This is a genomic window from Pseudomonas sp. SJZ103 (assembly GCF_007828335.1).
Taxonomy (GTDB): Bacteria; Pseudomonadota; Gammaproteobacteria; order Pseudomonadales; family Pseudomonadaceae; genus Aquipseudomonas.
In genome coordinates this window covers 42,369-61,221 of record NZ_VIUN01000022.1, presented here as the reverse complement: position 1 = coordinate 61,221, position 18,853 = coordinate 42,369, and the positions used below count along the sequence as shown (strand labels likewise).

At 60.8% G+C, this 18,853-nt stretch carries 17 protein-coding genes; 4 read left to right on the top strand and 13 right to left on the bottom strand.

Going from position 1 to position 18,853, the window contains the following annotated elements; translation table 11 throughout:
• Nucleotides 1-3 precede the first annotated feature (3 nt).
• Together rpmF and FBY10_RS29840 are read right to left on the bottom strand one after the other, a co-directional pair.
• The gene (gene rpmF, locus FBY10_RS29845; protein WP_008152339.1) at nucleotides 4-186 is read right to left on the bottom strand and encodes a 50S ribosomal protein L32; all 183 of its coding nucleotides are present in this window, start codon (nucleotides 184-186) and stop codon (nucleotides 4-6) included.
• Between the two features lie 13 nt (nucleotides 187-199).
• Nucleotides 200-730, bottom strand: a complete 531-nt coding sequence (locus tag FBY10_RS29840; protein ID WP_027607804.1) for a YceD family protein — start codon at nucleotides 728-730, stop codon at nucleotides 200-202.
• A 105-nt stretch (nucleotides 731-835) separates the two neighbouring features.
• On the opposite strand from FBY10_RS29840, the gene FBY10_RS29835 reads away from it, so the two are divergent.
• Nucleotides 836-1,414, top strand: a complete 579-nt coding sequence (locus tag FBY10_RS29835) for a nucleoside triphosphate pyrophosphatase (RefSeq protein ID WP_131697762.1) — start codon at nucleotides 836-838, stop codon at nucleotides 1,412-1,414.
• Between the two features lie 87 nt (nucleotides 1,415-1,501).
• Here the strand turns inward: FBY10_RS29835 and FBY10_RS29830 are convergent, their stop codons facing one another.
• From FBY10_RS29830 to rluC, 3 genes are read right to left on the bottom strand one after another with little or no spacing between them, the layout of a single operon-like run.
• On the bottom strand, nucleotides 1,502-2,485 hold the full coding sequence (locus tag FBY10_RS29830) for a S49 family peptidase (protein WP_145338701.1): 984 nt from the start codon (nucleotides 2,483-2,485) through the stop codon (nucleotides 1,502-1,504).
• 21 nt (nucleotides 2,486-2,506) lie between these two features.
• A complete protein-coding gene (locus FBY10_RS29825; RefSeq protein ID WP_145338702.1) occupies nucleotides 2,507-3,169 on the bottom strand; it encodes an HAD-IA family hydrolase in 663 nt (220 codons plus the stop codon).
• Nucleotides 3,156-4,115 carry a 23S rRNA pseudouridine(955/2504/2580) synthase RluC gene (gene rluC / locus FBY10_RS29820; protein WP_131697765.1) on the bottom strand — a complete coding sequence of 320 codons (960 nt, stop codon included), beginning with the start codon at nucleotides 4,113-4,115 and terminating at the stop codon, nucleotides 3,156-3,158. The genes FBY10_RS29825 and rluC overlap by 14 nt, the downstream gene beginning before the upstream one ends.
• Nucleotides 4,116-4,882: 767 nt before the next feature.
• Here rluC and rne point away from each other — a divergent pair.
• Nucleotides 4,883-8,080, top strand: a complete 3,198-nt coding sequence (gene rne / locus FBY10_RS29815) for a ribonuclease E (protein ID WP_145338703.1) — start codon at nucleotides 4,883-4,885, stop codon at nucleotides 8,078-8,080.
• Nucleotides 8,081-8,155: 75 nt separating this feature from the next.
• Here rne and FBY10_RS29810 read toward each other — a convergent pair whose 3' ends face one another.
• From FBY10_RS29810 to FBY10_RS29800, 3 genes are all read right to left on the bottom strand, one after another.
• The gene (locus tag FBY10_RS29810; RefSeq protein ID WP_145338704.1) at nucleotides 8,156-8,743 is read right to left on the bottom strand and encodes an NTP transferase domain-containing protein; all 588 of its coding nucleotides are present in this window, start codon (nucleotides 8,741-8,743) and stop codon (nucleotides 8,156-8,158) included.
• On the bottom strand, nucleotides 8,743-9,729 hold the full coding sequence (locus FBY10_RS29805; RefSeq protein ID WP_131697768.1) for an XdhC family protein: 987 nt from the start codon (nucleotides 9,727-9,729) through the stop codon (nucleotides 8,743-8,745). The genes FBY10_RS29810 and FBY10_RS29805 overlap by 1 nt, the downstream gene beginning before the upstream one ends.
• 171 nt (nucleotides 9,730-9,900) lie before the next feature.
• Entirely contained in the window at nucleotides 9,901-11,232 is a 1,332-nt protein-coding gene (locus FBY10_RS29800; protein ID WP_131697769.1) for a dicarboxylate/amino acid:cation symporter, read from the bottom strand.
• A 339-nt stretch (nucleotides 11,233-11,571) separates the two neighbouring features.
• Between FBY10_RS29800 and FBY10_RS29795 the strand changes: the two genes are divergently transcribed.
• Entirely contained in the window at nucleotides 11,572-12,570 is a 999-nt protein-coding gene (locus FBY10_RS29795) for an AraC family transcriptional regulator (RefSeq protein WP_145338705.1), read from the top strand.
• A 137-nt stretch (nucleotides 12,571-12,707) separates the two neighbouring features.
• Here FBY10_RS29795 and FBY10_RS29790 read toward each other — a convergent pair whose 3' ends face one another.
• From FBY10_RS29790 to FBY10_RS29780, 3 genes are read right to left on the bottom strand one after another with little or no spacing between them, the layout of a single operon-like run.
• Nucleotides 12,708-14,054: an ATP-binding protein gene (locus FBY10_RS29790; protein ID WP_131697771.1), complete on the bottom strand. Its 1,347-nt coding sequence runs from the start codon at nucleotides 14,052-14,054 to the stop codon at nucleotides 12,708-12,710.
• A complete protein-coding gene (locus FBY10_RS29785) occupies nucleotides 14,051-14,728 on the bottom strand; it encodes a response regulator (RefSeq protein WP_017138377.1) in 678 nt (225 codons plus the stop codon). The genes FBY10_RS29790 and FBY10_RS29785 overlap by 4 nt, the downstream gene beginning before the upstream one ends.
• A gap of 18 nt (nucleotides 14,729-14,746) precedes the next feature.
• Nucleotides 14,747-15,055, bottom strand: a complete 309-nt coding sequence (locus FBY10_RS29780; protein WP_145338706.1) for a hypothetical protein — start codon at nucleotides 15,053-15,055, stop codon at nucleotides 14,747-14,749.
• A 137-nt stretch (nucleotides 15,056-15,192) separates the two neighbouring features.
• Here FBY10_RS29780 and FBY10_RS29775 point away from each other — a divergent pair, with 137 nt between their 5' ends.
• Nucleotides 15,193-15,909, top strand: coding sequence for a 4'-phosphopantetheinyl transferase (locus FBY10_RS29775; protein WP_145338707.1), 717 nt, complete (start codon nucleotides 15,193-15,195; stop codon nucleotides 15,907-15,909).
• A gap of 10 nt (nucleotides 15,910-15,919) precedes the next feature.
• On the opposite strand, the gene FBY10_RS29770 is transcribed toward FBY10_RS29775, so the two are convergent.
• Nucleotides 15,920-17,530, bottom strand: coding sequence for an ATP-binding protein (locus FBY10_RS29770; protein ID WP_145338708.1), 1,611 nt, complete (start codon nucleotides 17,528-17,530; stop codon nucleotides 15,920-15,922).
• On the bottom strand, nucleotides 17,527-18,252 hold the full coding sequence (locus FBY10_RS29765; protein WP_131697775.1) for a response regulator: 726 nt from the start codon (nucleotides 18,250-18,252) through the stop codon (nucleotides 17,527-17,529). The genes FBY10_RS29770 and FBY10_RS29765 overlap by 4 nt, the downstream gene beginning before the upstream one ends.
• Between the last annotated feature and the right edge of the window lie 601 nt (nucleotides 18,253-18,853).

Sequence of the window (18,853 nt, the reverse complement as noted above, 5' to 3'; positions counted from 1 at the left end):
TGATTACTCGTCAGCGCCCTTGTCGATCACTTTACGGCCACGGTATACGCCTTCTGGCGATACGTGGTGACGCAGGTGAATTTCACCGGTGGTTTTTTCTACAGACAGAGTGCTTGCCGTCAGGGCGTCGTGCGAACGACGCATGTCACGGGCAGAGCGGGATTTTTTGTTCTGCTGAACAGCCATAATTGATTAACTCCTAAACGTTTGGGTCACGCTTTAACTGCGCCAATACACTGAACGGGTTGGACCGCGTTACCTCGTCCTCGCTCGGTTCGGACTCGTCATCGAGACCCGCCGGCTGCTGGCATTCTTCCGGATGATGAGCAGGCACAATGGGCAAGGCGAGCAGAAGCTCCTCCTCGATCAGTGCATGCAGATCCAAAGGATCTTCGCCCAGTTCCAGCACGTCATAACCTTTCGGCAACGACTGGGTATTCGCACCCTCCTTTACCACAGCATAACTGCACTCGCTGTGAATCGGCAGGGTGACCAGCTCAAGACAACGCTGGCAAACCATTTTGACCTCGGTGTCGATAAAGCTGTGAATTACCACAGATTTACGTTCATCTCGTTCAAAAACGAATTTGGCCTGCACCGTACCGACAGTGTCGGAAAGCGGGTCGCAGAGTCTCTCCAAATCGGCCAGCAGCAACTCACCTTGAAGGGAAGTGCCACGATCAGCCAATTTGCGCGGGTCAACGTGAGGTGGAATCGGGTCATTCAACATAGGCGCAGCATTATAGGGATGCACCCAGCCATGTCAAAGGAAATTCAGCCCTGTGCGTCGGCCGGTCGCCCCGCTAGAATCGGCGGCTGCCTAGAGGAGACGTATATGCTGCCTTTATTACTCGCTTCCAGCTCGGTTTATCGCCGGGAATTGCTCAGTCGCCTGCACCTGCCATTCATCTGCAGCTCGCCGGATATCGACGAAAGCCACGCTGCAAATGAGTCTGCCATCGAGCTGGTCAAGCGCTTGGCCGAAGCAAAGGCCCGCGCCCTCGCCGCCAGCCACCCAGGACACCTGATCATCGGCTCAGACCAGGTCGCCGCGCTGGAAGGCCGTATCATCGGCAAGCCCCACACGTTCGAAAATGCGCGCGAGCAGTTATTGGCCGCCAGTGGCAAGCGTGTCAGCTTCCTCACCGGCCTGGCCCTGCTGAACAGCGAGACCGGGCACTGCCAGGTGGACTGCGTGCCTTTCACTGTTCACATGCGCGAGCTGGATGCAGCGCGCATCGAGCGCTACCTGCGTATAGAGCAGCCGTATGACTGCGCGGGCAGCTTCAAGGCGGAAGGGCTGGGCGTGAGCCTCTTCCAGAGCACCGAAGGGCCGGACGCGACCAGCCTCGTCGGCTTACCGCTGATTCGCTTGGTGGACATGCTACTCAGCGAAGGCGTGCAAATCCCTTAAGAACACCGCTAAACCAAATGTGGGAGGGGGCAAGTCGAATCGTCTCACCGCCCCTCCCACATTTAGATCTACGACAGACTTGAGATATTAGCGCAGCGTCGGGCCCTGGAAGCCCATATACAGCGCCAGCTTCTCAGCCACGCTGGCACCGAGCTTCTTGGAGAAACGATCAAACGGCGACTCTTCAACGGTGAAGTCCACCAGCTCTTTCTCGCCAATCACATCCCGCGCCACCAGGCTGGCACTGCCCAAGCCATCGATCAGCCCCAGCGGCAATGCTTGCTCGCCCGACCACACCAACCCGGAGAACAACTCCGGATGCTCTTTATCCTTCAGGCGATCCCCACGCCCCTGCTTCACGCTGGCGATGAACTGGCGATGAGTGGTATCGAGCACCCCCTGCCAAAACTGGGTTTCATCGGCCTTTTGCGGCTGGAACGGATCAAGGAACGACTTGTGCTCGCCCGAGGTGTAGGTGCGGCGTTCAACACCCAGCTTCTCCATAGCGCCAACAAACCCGTAACCGGCCGCGGTCACACCAATGGAGCCCACCAGGCTGGCCTTGTCGGCGTAGATCTGGTCAGCGGCACTGGCAATGTAATACGCGCCCGAGGCCCCCAGGTCGGAAATCACCGCGTACAGCTTGATATCCGGGTGCAGGCCACGCAGGCGGCGAATCTCGTCATACACATAACCCGATTGCACCGGACTGCCGCCTGGGCTGTTGATGCGCAGGATCACGCCCTTGACCTTGGGGTCTTCAAACGCAGCACGCAGGCTGCTGACGATATTGTCGGCGCTGGCAGGCTCCTTGTCGGCAATCACCCCACGCACTTCGATCAATGCGGTGTAGTTGGCGCCACGGGTCGCACTCTTTTCCATGTCCATCAGCGGGCTGAACAGCGCCAGCATGAGCAACAGGTAAGTGAAGGTCAGCAACTTGAAGAAAATCCCCCAGCGCCGCGCGCGACGCTGCTCCTGGACGCCAGCCAGGAGCGTCTTCTCCAGCAGTTTCCAGCTCTTGTCGTCACCGCTTTCAGCCTTTTCAGGCGCTTTCCACTCGTCACTCATGCCATCAACCCCAGCAAAGACTTATTGAGCCCGACTGAGCCAGGCCTGCAATTCAGAAAAATGATCAATCGTGACCCTAGGCTCGTATTGCTGCAACGCCTCAGCGGACTGGGCACCGTAGCTGACGGCCACGCTGTCCATACCGGCGTTGCGCGCCATCATCAGGTCGAAAGAGGCATCGCCCACCATCAGTGCCTGTCGCGGCGAAACGCCGCAATGGGCAAGGATCTGCTCCAGCATCAGAGGGTGAGGTTTGCTGGCGGTTTCATCCGCGGCGCGGGTGATGTCGAAATAATCTTCAAAATCGTGCGCCTTGAGCACCCGGTCCAGCCCGCGACGGGCCTTGCCAGTGGCGACGGCCAGGTGATAGCCCTGGGCGCGAAAAGCCTCCAGAGACTGCAGCACACCGTCGAACAACGGCGAAGGCGTGGCTTCCAGTGCAATGTAGTGATCCGCGTAATGGTCGCGGAACGTCACCAGCTCAGCGTCGCTGATCTGGGGATACAAGGTACGGATCGCCTCAGGCAAGCCCAGGCCGATAATGCCCTTGACCTGCAGGTCAGTGCACAACTCAAAGCCCGAGCGGGTCGAAGCCCCGTGCATCGACTCGACAATCCGACCAATGGAATTACACAGGGTGCCGTCCCAATCGAAGATCAGCAGCTTATAGTCAAGGTGCGACACTCAAGCGCTCCACGGTCTTGGCCCACATTTCATCGACCGGCGCCTGCAGCTTCAGCTCGCCACCGTCAGGCAGCGGCACGGTGAGCATGTAGGCGTGCAGGAACAGGCGCTTGCCGCCCAGGTCGCGGATTTCCTTGGAGAAACCTTCGTCACCGTACTTGGTATCGCCAGCAATGCAGTGGCCCGCATGCAGGGTGTGCACGCGAATCTGGTGGGTACGCCCCGTCACCGGCTTGGCCTCGACCAGGGTGGCGAAGTCGCCGAAGCGACGCAGCACCTTGAACAGGGTCAGGGCTTCTTTGCCCTCCTCGTCCACTTCGACCATGCGCTCGCCGGAGCGCAGGTTGCTCTTCTGCAGCGGCGCACGGACGCTCTTGATAGAGCTGGCCCAGTTGCCGCGCACCAGCGCCATGTAGCGCTTGTCCACGCCATCGCCGCGCAGGGCGGTGTGGAGGTGGCGCAACATGCTGCGTTTCTTGGCGATCATCAACAGGCCGGAGGTGTCGCGGTCCAGGCGGTGGACCAGCTCCAGCTCCTTGCAATCCGGGCGCAACTGACGGAAGGCTTCGATCACGCCGAAATTCAGGCCGCTGCCACCGTGAACCGCAATACCGCAAGGCTTGTTGATCACGATCAGCTTGTTGTCTTCGAAGACAATCGACGCCTCAAGGCGCTGCAACAGGCCCTGGGCCAGGGGCACAGGTTCGTCGCGCTCAGGCACGCGCACCGGCGGCACACGGACAATATCGCCCGCCTGCAACTTGTACTCAGGCTTGATGCGCCCCTTGTTCACGCGCACTTCGCCTTTGCGCAAGATGCGGTAGATCAAGGTCTTGGGCACACCCTTGAGCCTGGCCAGGAGAAAATTATCGATGCGTTGGCCGGCATATTCCGGCGAGACCTCAAGCAGCTGGACGCTGGGGGTCTGGGGGGCGGTAGTCGTCATGGCGGCGATGATAACAATTTTTTATGGAATTGAAGCACTTAATCATTGCTGCTATAGTCGCGAACGCCGCCAAAAGCGGCCTGGACAGAGGACTAGCGGCAAACTGCCGGCCCTGACCATCGCAATTCATCAGGACGCGAGGCCGTCCTACGGGGCGTTCGCCACCCTGGAAGGCTTGAGATTGTAACAAGCGCAGGTGACATGAGGCCTGAAGCGAGTGCAGAAAGCAGAGTGAATACTCGCGTTCTGCGCCGATATTTACGGCCAGTTCACAAAGTGCAGTCAGTCTTGAGCCGGACCACGGCGAATGCTTCGGAAACAACGCCTGTTAAGAGCTGAGTGAGAGCGCAGTCGCCCACACTCAGTCTTGTTTAGCCATGAGCGTGGACTCCCCATTGGAGAACACGGTAAATGCCAACCCGCTGCGGATTCTGCGCGCGGCAGCACCCGAATTATCAGGGATACGTGTAGGGTGGAGATGCACAACCGTCGGACCGTGTAGCACTAGGCTTATATTTAGACGCTTCATCTCGTCCACAGTCGCCGGTTGATTCCTCCTCCTGACCTTAGCTTTTGTTGAAGTGGTGCCTTTGTCACCACCGCTAACAAGCAGGACGCGTCCGTCGCGATACCGGCCCAATTGGCCGATTTTGCTGGACACTGGAGTGGCCAACCACTCTTGACGCACCTGACACCGACCGTGAGAAGTCGTGTGTGCCGAACGCCGTTTCCGGCAGCCCGGAAACCGACGGTACAACATGAAAAGAATGCTGATTAACGCAACTCAACCCGAAGAGTTGCGTGTTGCACTGGTAGATGGCCAACGCCTCTACGACCTGGACATTGAGTCCGGTGCACGCGAGCAAAAGAAGGCCAACATCTATAAAGGCCGTATTACTCGCATCGAACCAAGCCTTGAGGCTGCCTTTGTCGATTTCGGCTCCGAGCGCCACGGCTTCCTGCCCCTCAAAGAAATCTCCCGCGAGTACTTCAAGAAAGCCCCCGAAGGCCGCGTGAACATCAAGGACGTCCTGAGCGAAGGCCAGGAAGTCATCGTTCAGGTCGAAAAAGAAGAACGTGGCAACAAGGGCGCCGCCCTGACCACCTTCATCAGCCTGGCCGGCCGTTACCTCGTGCTGATGCCGAACAACCCACGTGCCGGCGGCATCTCCCGTCGCATCGAAGGCGAAGAGCGCAACGAACTGCGTGAAGCGCTGAACGGCCTGATCGCACCGGCCGACATGGGCCTGATCGTGCGTACTGCCGGCCTGGGCCGCAGCAGCGAAGAAATGCAGTGGGACCTCGATTACCTGCTGCAACTGTGGACCGCCATCAAAGAAGCCTCCCTGGATCGTTCCGCGCCGTTCCTGATCTACCAGGAAAGCAACGTGATCATCCGCGCCATCCGCGATTACCTGCGCCAGGACATCGGCGAAGTACTGATCGACAGCGTTGAAGCCCAGGACGAAGCCCTGACCTTCATCCGCCAGGTGATGCCGCAGTACGCCAGCAAGATCAAGCTGTACGAAGACAGCGTGCCGCTGTTCAACCGTTTCCAGATCGAAAGCCAGATCGAAACCGCTTTCCAGCGCGTCGTCGAACTGCCTTCCGGCGGCTCCATCGTGATCGACCCGACCGAAGCCCTGGTGTCCATCGACATCAACTCGGCGCGTGCCACGAAGGGTAGCGACATCGAAGAAACCGCCCTGCAGACCAACCTGGAGGCGGCTGAAGAAATCGCCCGCCAGCTGCGCCTGCGTGACATCGGCGGCCTGATCGTGATCGACTTCATCGACATGACCCCCGCCAAGAACCAGCGCGCCGTGGAAGAGAAAGTCCGCGAATGCCTGGAAGCCGACCGTGCCCGCGTACAGGTCGGGCGCATCTCACGCTTCGGCCTGCTGGAAATGTCCCGTCAGCGCCTGCGTCCATCCCTGGGCGAGAGCAGCGGCATCGTCTGCCCGCGTTGCAACGGCACCGGCATCATCCGTGACGTTGAATCGCTGTCCCTGGCGATCCTGCGCCTGATCGAAGAAGAAGCCCTGAAAGACCGCACCGCCGAAGTCCGCGCACAAGTGCCGATCCCGGTTGCCGCTTTCCTGCTCAACGAAAAACGTAACTCGATCACCAAGATCGAACTGCGCACCCGTGCCCGTATCGTGATCCTGCCGAACGATCACCTCGAGACCCCGCACTTCGAAGTGCAGCGCCTGCGTGATGACAGCCCGGAAGCCCACAGCGGCCAGACCAGCTACGAAATCGCTGCTGCCGCTGCCGAAGTGGAAGAAGTCCAGCCAGCCGCCGCGACCCGCACCCTGGTGCGCCAGGAAGCTGCCGTGAAGACCGCGCCGGCCCGTGCCAACGCACCGGTTCCGGTTGAAACCGCCGCCCCGGTTGCCGCACCGGCCGCCCTGCCTGAGCCAAGCCTGTTCAAGGGCCTGGTGAAGTCGCTGGTCAGCCTGTTCGCCACCAAGGAAGAGCCTGCAGCACCGGTTGTGGTTGAAAAACCTGCAACCGAACGCCCGGCGCGTAACGAAGAACGTCGTAACGGTCGCCAGCAAAGCCGTAACCGCAACGGTCGCCGTGACGAAGAGCGCAAGCCGCGTGAAGAACGTGCGCCTCGCGAAGAGCGCGCACCACGTGAAGAGCGTGCACCTCGCGAAGCGCGTGAAGAAACCCCGGCCGTGGCCCGTGAAGAACGTGCACCGCGTGAAGAGCGCGCACCACGTACCCCACGCGCTCCGCGTGAAGATCGCAAGCCGCGTGGCGAGCGTGAAGAACGTGTGCGTGAACTGCGCGAGCCACTGGACGCCGCCCCTGCCGTTGCAGGTGTTGCAGCCACTGCCGCTGAAGAGCGTCCGGCTCGCCAGCCGCGCGAAGAGCGTGCGCCACGTGAAGAGCGCCAGCCGCGCCCACCGCGTGAAGAGCGTCAACCACGTGCCGAGCAAGCCGCTGCAGCCAGCGAAGAAGAAGTACTGACCGGCGAAGAGCAACTGCAGGAAGACGGCCAGGACAACGCCGAAGGCGATCGTCCACGCCGCCGCTCCCGTGGCCAGCGTCGTCGCAGCAACCGTCGTGAGCGTCAGCGTGATGCCAATGGCAATGTGATCGAAGGCTCGGAAGAGGCCGGCGAGAACGCAGAAGGCGCCACCAACGAACCGACCGCTGCCGAACTGGCTGCCGGCCTGGCCGTTACCGCAGCGGTTGCCAGCTCTGTGATCAGCGCACCTGCTGAAGCCCAGGCTCACGAACAGGCTGAACGCGCGACTGCCGTTGTCGAAGAAACCACTGCCGTTGAAACGCCAGTTGCCGAGACCCCAGTGGTTGAAGCACCAGTCGTTGAAGCAACTACCCCTATCGAAGCCCCAGTGGTTCCGGAAGTGGAAGTGGCACCGACCCACGACGCCCAGCCAGAAACCGAAGTGATTGCGGTAGAACCCGCTCCGGTTGTTGAGCCTCAGCCAGTGGTTGAAGCCGCTGCTGAAGCGCCGGCTGTCGAAGAAGCTGCCCCGGCAGTGCGTGAAGTTCGCGAAGAACAGACCGCCTTCCAGTGGACTGCCGAACCTGCCACCCCCGCTGAAGCACCAGCGCCTGCCCCCGTGGTAGAAGAAGCGCCTGCGCCGGTTGCCGAAGCAGTGGTTGCCGAGCCTGCGCCAGCTGTCGAGGCTGCACCAGTGGTTGTTGAAGCACCGGTGGTAGCCGAAGTCGAAGCACCAGTGGTAGAAGCCGCACCGGCCAGCGCCCTGACCGAAAACGGCCGTGCGCCGAACGACCCACGTGAAGTGCGTCGTCGTCGCAAGGAAGCTGAGGCAGCTGCCGCCGCTGCTGCTGCCGCCCCAGCCGTAGTCGAAGCTGTCGAGGCGCCAGCCCCGGTTGCTGAAACCGTGGTTGAGCATGCTGCTGCTGAAGAAGTGGTAGAGCACAAGGCCCTGGAAGAAGAACACGAGCCTAAACCCCTCGCCTGATTCCATCAGCCACTAAAAGCCCCGCCTGAGTGATCAGGCGGGGCTTTTTTATGCCGATAACAGCGAAGATCAAATTTAGTCCGCGCTAAAACTCAACCGTTTCGGCAGATCTACATCCCACAGAACCCCCGCATCCTCCACCTGCACTTCCCGAACCCTGGCACGTGCGAACAATGGCTTGCCTCCACGATCACCGGTCAGCGCCATCAAGTCCGGACCCAAAGCGCGACCAAAGGCCACCGGATGCCCATATTCACCCGCCTGCACCGGCACGCTGATGCCATCCTCCTCCAGCACTTCAATCACTCGTTCAATGCTCGATGATTGGATAAACGGCATATCCCCCAAGACCACCAGCCAGCCATCCGCCGACGCACTGGCCGCGACGGCTGCGGCGATGCTTTCACCCATGCCGGCTGACTGCAGCAGCAAGACCTGGCAGCCGTACGCTTCGGCCAACCGAATGACCTCCGTGCGATCCGGCGAGGTCACCAGCCAGCGCGCCACCAGGCTATCCGGCAAATTCACCAATACCTGCTCGATCACCGGACGCATCACGCCATCACGGCCCACGCAATCGGCCAGCAACTTATCCTGGTCAGCCCCCGCCTCGGCTCGGAACCGGCTGCCCTGCCCCGCCGCCAAAACAATCGCCGTCAGCATTACTCAGCAACCACCGGGAGGGGCTTTTTCTGCATCGGCGCCACGCCGTTCTTGATAGCGACAATTTCCGCCATCAACGACAAGGCGATCTCCGCCGGCGTATGGCTACCGATATGCAGGCCAATCGGCCCATGTAAACGCGCAATCGCGTCCGTCGACAAACCCAACGCAGCCAGGTTCTCACGACGCTTCTGGCTATTGACCCGCGAACCCAGCGCGCCGATGTAGAAGGCACTGGAGTTCAGCGCCGTCAGCAACGCCATATCGTCAAGGCGCGGGTCATGAGTCAGGCAGACAATGGCCGTGCGCTCGTCGGTTTGGATATTCAGCACCGCCTCATCAGGCATACCCGGCACGAAGCGGCCGTGCTGCTCTTCCCAGCCGTAGACAAACTCGCTACGCGGATCGCATATCAGTACTTCGAAATCCAGCAGGCGCGCCATTTCCGCCACGTAGCGCGACAGTTGCCCGGCACCGATCAACAGCAGGCGCCAGCGCGGGCCATAGATAGCCCGCAGGCGTTCGCCATCGAAGGTGACCACATCGGTCTTGTTCGCACTGCTCAGACTCACGCGGCCCGTCGCAAGGTCCAGTTCGCGCGCGACAATTTCATGGGCCTCACAGCGTGCGAGCAACTCCGTTACCCATGCCCAATCGTCCACACGCTCTTCGGTGAGGCGCAGCGTACCGCCACACGGCAAGCCAAAACGCGCCGCCTCATCGCGCGTCACACCGTAGGTCACCAACTGCACCGGTGGCCCGTCATGGGCCAGACGGCCATCCTGCAAACGGGCGATCAAGTCGTCCTCGATACAACCGCCGGATACCGACCCAATAACCACGCCGTCACCACGCAAGGCCAACATGGCGCCCGGTGGACGCGGCGCGCTGCCCCACGTCTGCACAACGCTATACAACACCACTTGCTGCCCGGCGCGGCGCCATTCGAGCACGCTGCGCAGGACATTTAAATCAACGCTGTCCATAACTTCTCCTGCCAGTCTGCGTTTGGAACGTACCGCGTGGCGCGAATTTCATCGAGTCATTGACTGTAAGTCAAAATATTCCAAAAAAGTAATCCCACACAAACGCAAACGCCCCGAACCAGTCGGGGCGTTTGCGGATAGCTGTCAGCGTGGGTTCACGCCATCAGCGGCTTACTTGATCACTGGTGCAGGGCCTTCGGCCACGCCCAGGTCATCTTCTTCACGGGTGTCGGAGATACCGCGACCACCGGAAGCCAACTCGCTTTGCAGTTGGTCGGTGTCCAGTTCCTTGACCCATTTGGCCACAACGAGGGTGGCAACGGCGTTACCTACCAGGTTGGTCAGCGCACGGGCTTCGGACATGAAGCGGTCGATACCCAGGATCAGCGCCAGGCCGGCAACCGGCAGGTGGCCGACAGCCGACAGGGTGGCAGCCAGTACGATGAAGCCGCTACCAGTCACGCCAGCAGCGCCTTTGGAAGACAGCAGCAGCACCAGCAGCAGGGTGATCTGGTGGGTGATGTCCATGTGGGTGTCAGTCGCCTGAGCGATGAACACGGCAGCCATGGTCAGGTAGATCGAGGTACCGTCGAGGTTGAAGGAGTAGCCGGTCGGGATCACCAGGCCTACTACGGATTTCTTTGCACCCAGACGCTCCATCTTGATCAGCATGCGTGGCAGTGCGGACTCGGAGGAAGAAGTACCCAGTACGATCAACAGCTCTTCACGGATGTAGCGGATCAGTTTGATCACGCTGAAACCGTGAGCGCGGCAGATACCGCCCAGCACCACCAGCACGAACAGCAGGCAAGTGATGTAGAAGCAGATCATCAGCTGGCCCAACTGCACCAGGGAACCTACGCCGTAGGCACCGATGGTGAACGCCATGGCGCCCAGGGCACCGATTGGCGCGAGCTTCATGATCATGTTGATGATGTTGAACATCACGTGGGCGAAGCGATCGATGAAGTCCAGCACCGGCTTGCCGTAGGCACCCAGGCGATGCAGGGCGAAACCGAAGATCACCGAGAACATCAGCACTTGCAGGATGTCGCCGTTGGCGAAGGCGCCCACGATGGTGTTAGGAATCACATTAAGGATAAAGCCAACGATGCTCTGGTCTTTACCGGCAGTGACGTAGGCCGCGACTTTGGAAGCGTCCAGGGTCGCTACGTCGATGTGCATACCGGCGCCCGGTTGCACAACGTTCACCACAATCAGGCCGATCAGCAGTGCGATGGTGGAAACGATTTCGAAGTACAGCAGCGCATAGCCGCCGGTTTTGCCGACCGATTTCATGCTTTGCATGCCGGCGATGCCGCTGACAACGGTGCAGAAGATGATCGGGGCAATGACCATTTTGATCAGCTTGATGAAGCCGTCACCCAGTGGCTTGAGCGCCACACCGGTCTGCGGGTAGAAATGACCGAGCAAAATACCGATAACGATTGCAACGATCACCTGGAAATACAGGGATTTGTAGATTGGCTGACGAGTCGTCATTGCAAAATTCCTCAATCGTCCCGTGTGGCAAATATCCGCCATTGCCCACGACACTTGAATTGCGAACCCTCCTGCACTGGAGGGATTTGTTGTTTGCGAAGCCTGTAGGACCAGGCCTGCGCTGTAATCCTTATCGCAAACGCCGTGCCACTTTGCTGAAAATCCCTGAGGGCCTTAAGACATCAGGGCTGCGGATTTTAAAGCACCCACTAAAGTACCGAATCAGCTGGCGGATTTCCGCCGCACCGCCCAATCCCGTCCTACAATTTGGCGGATATCCGCCTTGTCGCCCTGCCAGGTGATGACTACCATCCGCCATTCCATGGACGAGGGCCCCGCATGCGTGAACGTACCATCGCCAGTCATTACGCCCGGGCAGCCCTCGGCGGTGCGCGTCGAGCCGGTTACGACTATTCGGGCCTGTTGCAACAGCTGGGTATCACCCCGGAACTGTTGACCGAACCCCGCGCCCGCATTGCACCCGAGCAATTTACCCGGCTGCTGCAAATGCTCTGGCTGGCACTGGACGATGAATACCTGGGGTTCGCCGACGGGCCGAGCAAACGCGGCACCTTCGCCATGATGTGCCATGCGCTGATCCACTGCCGCACCCTGGAGAAGGCTCTGGAGCGCGGCCTGTTATTTTACAGCCTATTCCCACAAGGCCCGCGTTTGCATCTGACACGGGAAGGCGAAATGGCCCGTTTGATCCTGGATGATTCTCAACTGTGGGACCCGGATCACTTCCTCAGCGAATGCCTGCTGGTGATCTGGCACCGCCTGGGCAGTTGGCTGATCGGCCAGCGCATTCGTTTGCACCAGGCCACGTTCAGCTACCCGATGCCGACCCACGCCGCTGAATATGACCTGCTATTTCCCTGCGCCCAGGTGTTCGGTGCCCCGCACAGCAGCCTGGTGTTTCCCGCCCGCTACCTGAGCCTGCCGCTGTTGCAGGACGAGCGCACCCTCAAGCATTTCCTTGAGCGCTCCCCCGCCGACCTGCTGTCACGCCCGGATGAAGGAGACAGCTTGAGCAGCCAGTTACGCCGGTTGTTAAGCCGCGACCGCACGCCTTGGCCAGACCTGGAAGCCGTCGCTCGGCACTTGCACGTCAGCCCGCAAACCCTGCGTCGACATTTGCGCGAAGAAGGCACCAGCTTTCAGGCGCTCAAGGATGAATTGCGGCGGGACATCGCCATCTACCACCTGGGGCGGGCGGATCTGTCCTTGCAGGAGATCGCCGAGCAGCTGGGGTTCTCCGAACCGTCGGCGTTTCATCGGGCGTTCAAGAAGTGGACGGGGCTGACACCGGGAGACTATCGGGCGCAGGAGAGTTAGCGCTGTGTCGTTTGTGAGGGCCTCATCGGGGCGAGCCCCCTCCCACCTTTGACTATGTTTACAAAGTTTGATGCGTGAATAAATTCAAACTGTGGGAGGGGGCTTGCCCCCGATAGGGCCAGCCCAGCCACCAAAGATCACACAGACGGAAAGTGAATCTTGAACGCCGCGCCACCCAGCGGTGAATCCCCCAGCGTCAGTCGCGCGCCGTAGCTTTCTATGATGTCCTTGACCACCGCCAACCCGATCCCCTGCCCCGGATGCTGACGGTCCAAGCGCTCGCCCCGTTGCAGAATCCGGGCACGCTGGTCCGGCGGCACTCCGGGGCCGTCGTCCTCGATGCACAACTCGATGCCTTCAGGATTTTCAACCAGGCTGATGCGCACTTCACTCAGGCACAGCCGATAGGCGTTTTCCAGCAGGTTGCCGAGCAATTCAAGCAGGGCGCCCTTCTCGATCGGTACATCGCATTCGTCCGGCAACTCAAAGGCCACCGTGACGGCCTTGTCGCGGTAGACCTTGCCCAGGGTATCGCAGAGGCTTTGCAACACCGGCTCCAGGCGCACCTGATGGCGCACCAGGCCGCTTTTGCGCAGGCTCGCACGCTGCAACTGGTAGCTGATCTGCTGGCTCATGCGCTCGATCTGGGATTGCAGCACCCAGGCCTGATCACGATCTTCCGGGCGTTGCGCCATGTCTTCGCTCACGCTTTGCAACACAGCGAGCGGCGTTTTCAGGCTGTGGGCGAGGTCATCGAGGGAATCTCGGTAACGCGTTCGCTGCTCGCGCTCGCTGTGCAGCAGGCGGTTAAGGGAGCCCGTGAGACGCAGCAATTCGCGAGGGTGTTGTTCGGAGAGGCTTTCGCGGGTACCGCCTTCGATCTGGTCAAGCTCCTGGCTCAACCGCCGCAGGGCTTGCAGGCCCCAGGTCAGGCCCAACCACAGCAAGGTCAGCAGTACCAGAAGTGCCGCGCCGAAGCCCAGGTAAAGGTTTTCGCGCAGGCCTTCGAGGGTCAATTGGTATTCGCGCACCGGTTGCAGGGCCACGATACTGAACGCCGCGCTCTTGCCGCCGAGCAGTTTGACCTCGACGTCGTAGACGAAGAACTCCTGGCCGTCGGCCTCGCGAATCCGCGCAAACTCGTTGCCGCGCCCGTCATAGCGCGGCTTATAGTTGATGTTTTCGTCCCGGGTTGCCCGCGAACGCCACACCAGGTGGCCTTCGCGGTCATAGATATAGCCGAGCAACCGGCTATCGGTGAGGTTGAAGCGTTCATCCGGCAACTGCGCCGGCATCTGCAAGCGATTGTTTTCCACCCGCGCGGCGGAGATCAGTGTGGTGACGTCCGACGCCAGGCGCTGCTCGATGGAATCCTGCAATGCCAGGCTGAACGCGCCCTGCATGGCGGGCAACAGGCCCAGCATAAACAGCACGGCCAGGGTGGCGGCCGCCAGCATCAAGCGCACACGTAGCGAGCGAATCAACGGCAGCGCTCATTGAACAGGTAGCCCAGGCCGCGCACGGTGTCGATCGGCTTGAACCCCGCAGGGCCTTCCAGCTTGCGGCGCAGGCGGCCGACCAGCACTTCAATCACATTCGGATCGCGCTCATCGTCGTCGGGGTAGAGCTGCTCCATCAGACGGTCCTTGGCGACGACCTGCTGGTGATGGCGCATCAGGTATTCGAGGATGCGATATTCATAGGCGGTCAATGCCAGGGGCTGTTCATCGAGGGACGCTTGCTTGCGATTGAGGTCCAGCAGCAAGGGCCCGGCGACGATGGTCGACTGGGTAAACCCGCTGGAGCGGCGCAGCAAGGCGTTCATCCGCGCCTCCAGCTCTTCGAACTGGAACGGCTTGACCACGTAGTCGTCGGCACCGGCGGCCAGGCCTTCGACCTTGTCCTGCCAGTTGCCGCGCGCGGTGAGGATCAGGATCGGAAAGGTCTTGGCCTGGCTGCGCAGTTGGCGGATCAGGTCCAGGCCGCCCATGCCAGGCAGGCCCAGGTCGATGATCGCCAGGTCATGGTTGAATTGACCGGTCTGGTACAGGGCCTCTTCGGCATTGGCCACGGCTTCGACCACGTGGCCGCTGTCGGTCAGGCGGGTAAACAGGTGATGACGCAGCAGCGCCTCATCTTCCACCACCAGCAATTTCATAAGGCTCTCCAAAGCAAATCAACTGTCCGACAGAGGGATATCATAGCGGCCCTGCAGGTCTTGCGGGCGCAGTTTAATGCCGTTGAACTGGCCGGTCAGGTGTTCATAGCCGGCGCGATAGCTCGGCTGCGGGGTGGCCTGGCCCAGAGACCGGCCCCAGGGCGCGGGCTGACTGCCGACGTCTTCGATACTGACACGCTGCATCACGATGCTGGATTTCTTGGTTTTCTCACGGCCGAATGCAGCAAAGGCACCCTCGGAGGCCTGAACCCCAGCGGTAGCACTGAGCATGGTTAACGCCAACATCAGCTTTTTGATCGCAGTCATGGTGTTACCTCATTACGCGTTTGGCTGTGAGGCCAGACTACGCAGGCGCCCCTGAACTCCCCCTGAACAGGCTCTGAACCTCACCTGAACCACGGCGGGCTATCCTCTTGTGCATCAACTCGGCAAAATACCGCCCCATGACGCCCCTACCCGCTTGCTGCACCCCACTCGACGCCCATTGGCCGCTGCCCGACCCCTTGCCGGGCACGGTGTTTCTCAGCACTCGGTTCGACCCCGCATTGCTGGCACCCGGCGACTTCCAGCACTGCGCCGTGCCGCCACCGGCAAGCATCCAGCGCTCGGTGGCCAAGCGTCAGGCCGAGTTTCTCGCCGGCCGCCTGTGCGCGCGCGCGGCCCTGCAACAGCTCGATCACATTAACTGCATCCCGGCGATCGGCGAAGACCGCGCACCGGTGTGGCCCGCCCATATCAGTGGCTCCATTACCCACAGCACCGGGCATGCTGCCGCGATTGTCGGGCACAAGGCGCAATGGCGCGGGCTGGGGATGGACCTGGAGAATGTACTGAGCCTGGAACGTGCAGAGCGCCTGGCCGGGGAGATTCTGACTGCGCAAGAACTGCAGCGTATGGCTGACCTGCCGCGAGAGCAGATCGCCTTGCTGGTGACGCTGACGTTTTCGGTCAAGGAGAGTTTGTTCAAGGCGCTCTACCCGATCGTGCAGAAGCGCTTCTATTTTGAGCATGCCGAGGTGCTGGAGTGGTCGGAGGCCGGGCATGTGCGCTTGCGCTTGCTCACAGACCTGTCCAGCGAGTGGTGCCACGGCAAGGCCCTTACCGCACAGTTTGCGCTGAATGAGGGGCAGTTGTTGAGCCTGGTTGCCATCAGCGCTTGATACACCGCCATCAGAGTTTATCTTGATCCCGGGGCCAACTCAGGCTGAAGCACGCTCCGCCCAGGTTGTTGCTCTTGCTGATCAACGCCCGTCCGCCGTGCCAATAAATGATGCGCCGCACAATCGACAACCCCAGCCCGTGCCCGCCCGAGGCACGTGTGCGGCTGTCGTCCAGGCGCAGGAACGGGGTGAAAATACGCTCCCAGGCACTTTCCGGTACACCGGGTCCGTCGTCCTCCACATCAATGCGACAGCGCACCTGGCCCACCTGATAACTGATCAGCACCTGGCCCTGAGCGTGGCGCATGGCGTTGCTCACCAGGTTTTGCAGGGCGCGGTGCAAGTAGCGCGGCTCGGCATCGACCCAAGCGTCGTCCCAATGTGCCGACGACAGGCAAATACCCCTGGTCACGTTCACCTGCGGACGCAGTGGCGATAATTCGCCTATCACCTGGTCAAGCAGCGCATCGAGATCAACCCGTTGGAAAATCAACGCCGGCGCACCCTGCTCAAGCCTTGCGTAAGTGAGCATTTCATCCACCAGCCCATCGAGATCCTGGATATCACTGTCCATGCCTTCCAGGTACTTTCTCCGCGCTTCAGGTGTGGCAGCGTCGCCGATCATCTCCAGGCCGAAGCGCAGGCGTGCCACCGGTGTGCGCAGTTCATGGGACACCGCGCGCACCAGTTCGCGCTGGATTGCCAGCAGTTGCTGCAGGTGCTCGGCCATGCCATTAAAGGCCGCCGCCAGGCGCCCCACCGAGTCGGCACCCCGGGCTGGCACACGCACCTCGAGATTGCCTTTGGCGATGCGCGTGGCGGCGGCTTCCAAGCCTCGAAGCCTGCGTTCAAGCTGACGCACCAATAAATAGACAATCAGGCCGATCAGGGTCAGGCCGATCAAGGCGATCAGGACCAGCCATTGCGCCGGGTACGGACTCATCTGATACAGCGGGCCGAGCTCCAGCACCCAGGGTGTTCCGACCATACCGGCAAACACGCGGATCGAATCGCCGCCCTTGCCCAGGGCCATGACCGTATCGCCCTCCGATACGCGGCGGCGTTGGTCGTCGTCCATATCAGCCTGATCGAGGGTCATCAGGTGCATTTCGAAACCAAAGCCCTTGGCTTCCTTTATATCCGCCAGCCGTTGCGGCTGCTCGGCCACGGGGAATCGCACCAATTCGTCGGCCAGCAGGTAAATGGTCGCGCGGGCCAGTTGCTCGCTGATCTGCTGCACCTCTCCCGTAAGCACCCACTGTTCCTTATCGCTGACCAGGCGCAACACCCGGGCAGCGTGGGGGCCGGTCTGCTCCACCAACACCTGGCCGCGTTGCAGGCGCGTGCGCTGGCTGAGGTCCAACTGGGCATCGGTGAGGCTGCGTAATTCCAGGGGAATACCGAGCAAACGCTCCCACACCGCCAGGGCGCGCTGGCGCTCGATGGCGCTCATGGGCTGCAGGTTATCGCCCATCAAGGCAAAGGTGCCGTGGGCCAGGCGCTCGCGGTATTGGCCACTGCGCACCTCGTTGAGCAGGTGCAGGGCCAGCACGCCGAGCAGCGCCACCAGAATCAGCGCCGCGCACATGCCGCCATAGATACGCAGGAAGATCGAGTTCACAACGGCATATCGGCAGCGGCTTCAGGGACGAACAGATAGCCTTTGCTGCGGATGGTCTTGATCAGCCGTGGGTGGATCGGGTCATCGCCGATTTTCGGGCGAATCCGTGAGATGCGCACATCAATGGAGCGGTCCTGGCCGTCGTAGCCGATGCCGCGCAGGGCGATAAAGATTTCTTCGCGGGACAGGATCCGCCCGGCATTCGCCACCAGCAGCCACAGCAGGTCGAACTCGGCACTGGTCAACTCGATACCTTCACCCTGCAGCCAGGCTTCGCGCAGGGCGCTGTCCACCACCAGCGGGCCGAATTGCAGGCGCCGCTGGCTTTCCACGCTGGCGGGTTCCGCCGCCTCACTGCGGCGTAACAGGGCCTGGATACGCGCGAGCAAAAGGCGCGGGCGCACCGGTTTGCACACGTAGTCGTCGGCACCCATGTCCAGGCCGAGCACCTGGTCCATGTCGTCGGTGCGGGCGGTGAGCATCAGGATCACGCCGTCGTAGCGTTCGCGCACTTTGCGGCAAATGCTCAGGCCGTCTTCGCCGGGCAGCATCAGATCGAGGATCACCAGGTCCGGTTGCTCGGCGACGATCCGCGCCGCGGCGAGGGCGCCATCACCTTCCACGCAGACCCGCAGGCCGTTGCTCTCCAGGTAATCGCGGGTCAACTCGGCGAGTCGCTCGTCGTCCTCGACGATCAGGATTTGCCAGGCTTCTTGCTCCACGGGTGAACCTCGTTGTTATAAAGGGATGCGTTGGCCGAGCAGGCCACACCTTATTTGTAATGTTTTGAGGGCATAACAAAGGCCGATTGTAGCCATGGTCAAGCCCACTCGCACAAGCCGGGAAATCCATTCGGTGATCGCGCTTTTCTGTGATAGGGTTCGCGCCCTCAAAAATCCAACCGGCTGTTTTCAACTTGGAATATTCAGTGACAAACGGCCGAATCCAGCAGTGCTGCGGCCTACACGGGTGTTCCACGTTTCATACACATTTTACCCACAACGTTATCCACAGGCAGTACGTTGCTAAGCCCCCCAAAACGCATTATCTTGTAGCTCGGCGCTAAAAAAACCCTACATGTAGGGTTTTCAGCGAAAAGACCCAACACAAATCAGACAAGAAACTCAAGCCCTTTCTTGCTCCTGTTTGGTCTAATCCAAGCATTTTTTGAAAGCCCAAACCGCTCAAGCGGATGGCAGCCGTTTTCCAGCTCCAACAGCGGAAAACGGTACGGGTGTTGCAGTGCTTGAACCTGGCAACTGTCACCCACCAGGAATACGGCCAAGGGCGTTTGAGCCCCGAACCGAAGACTTCGGCATGGAA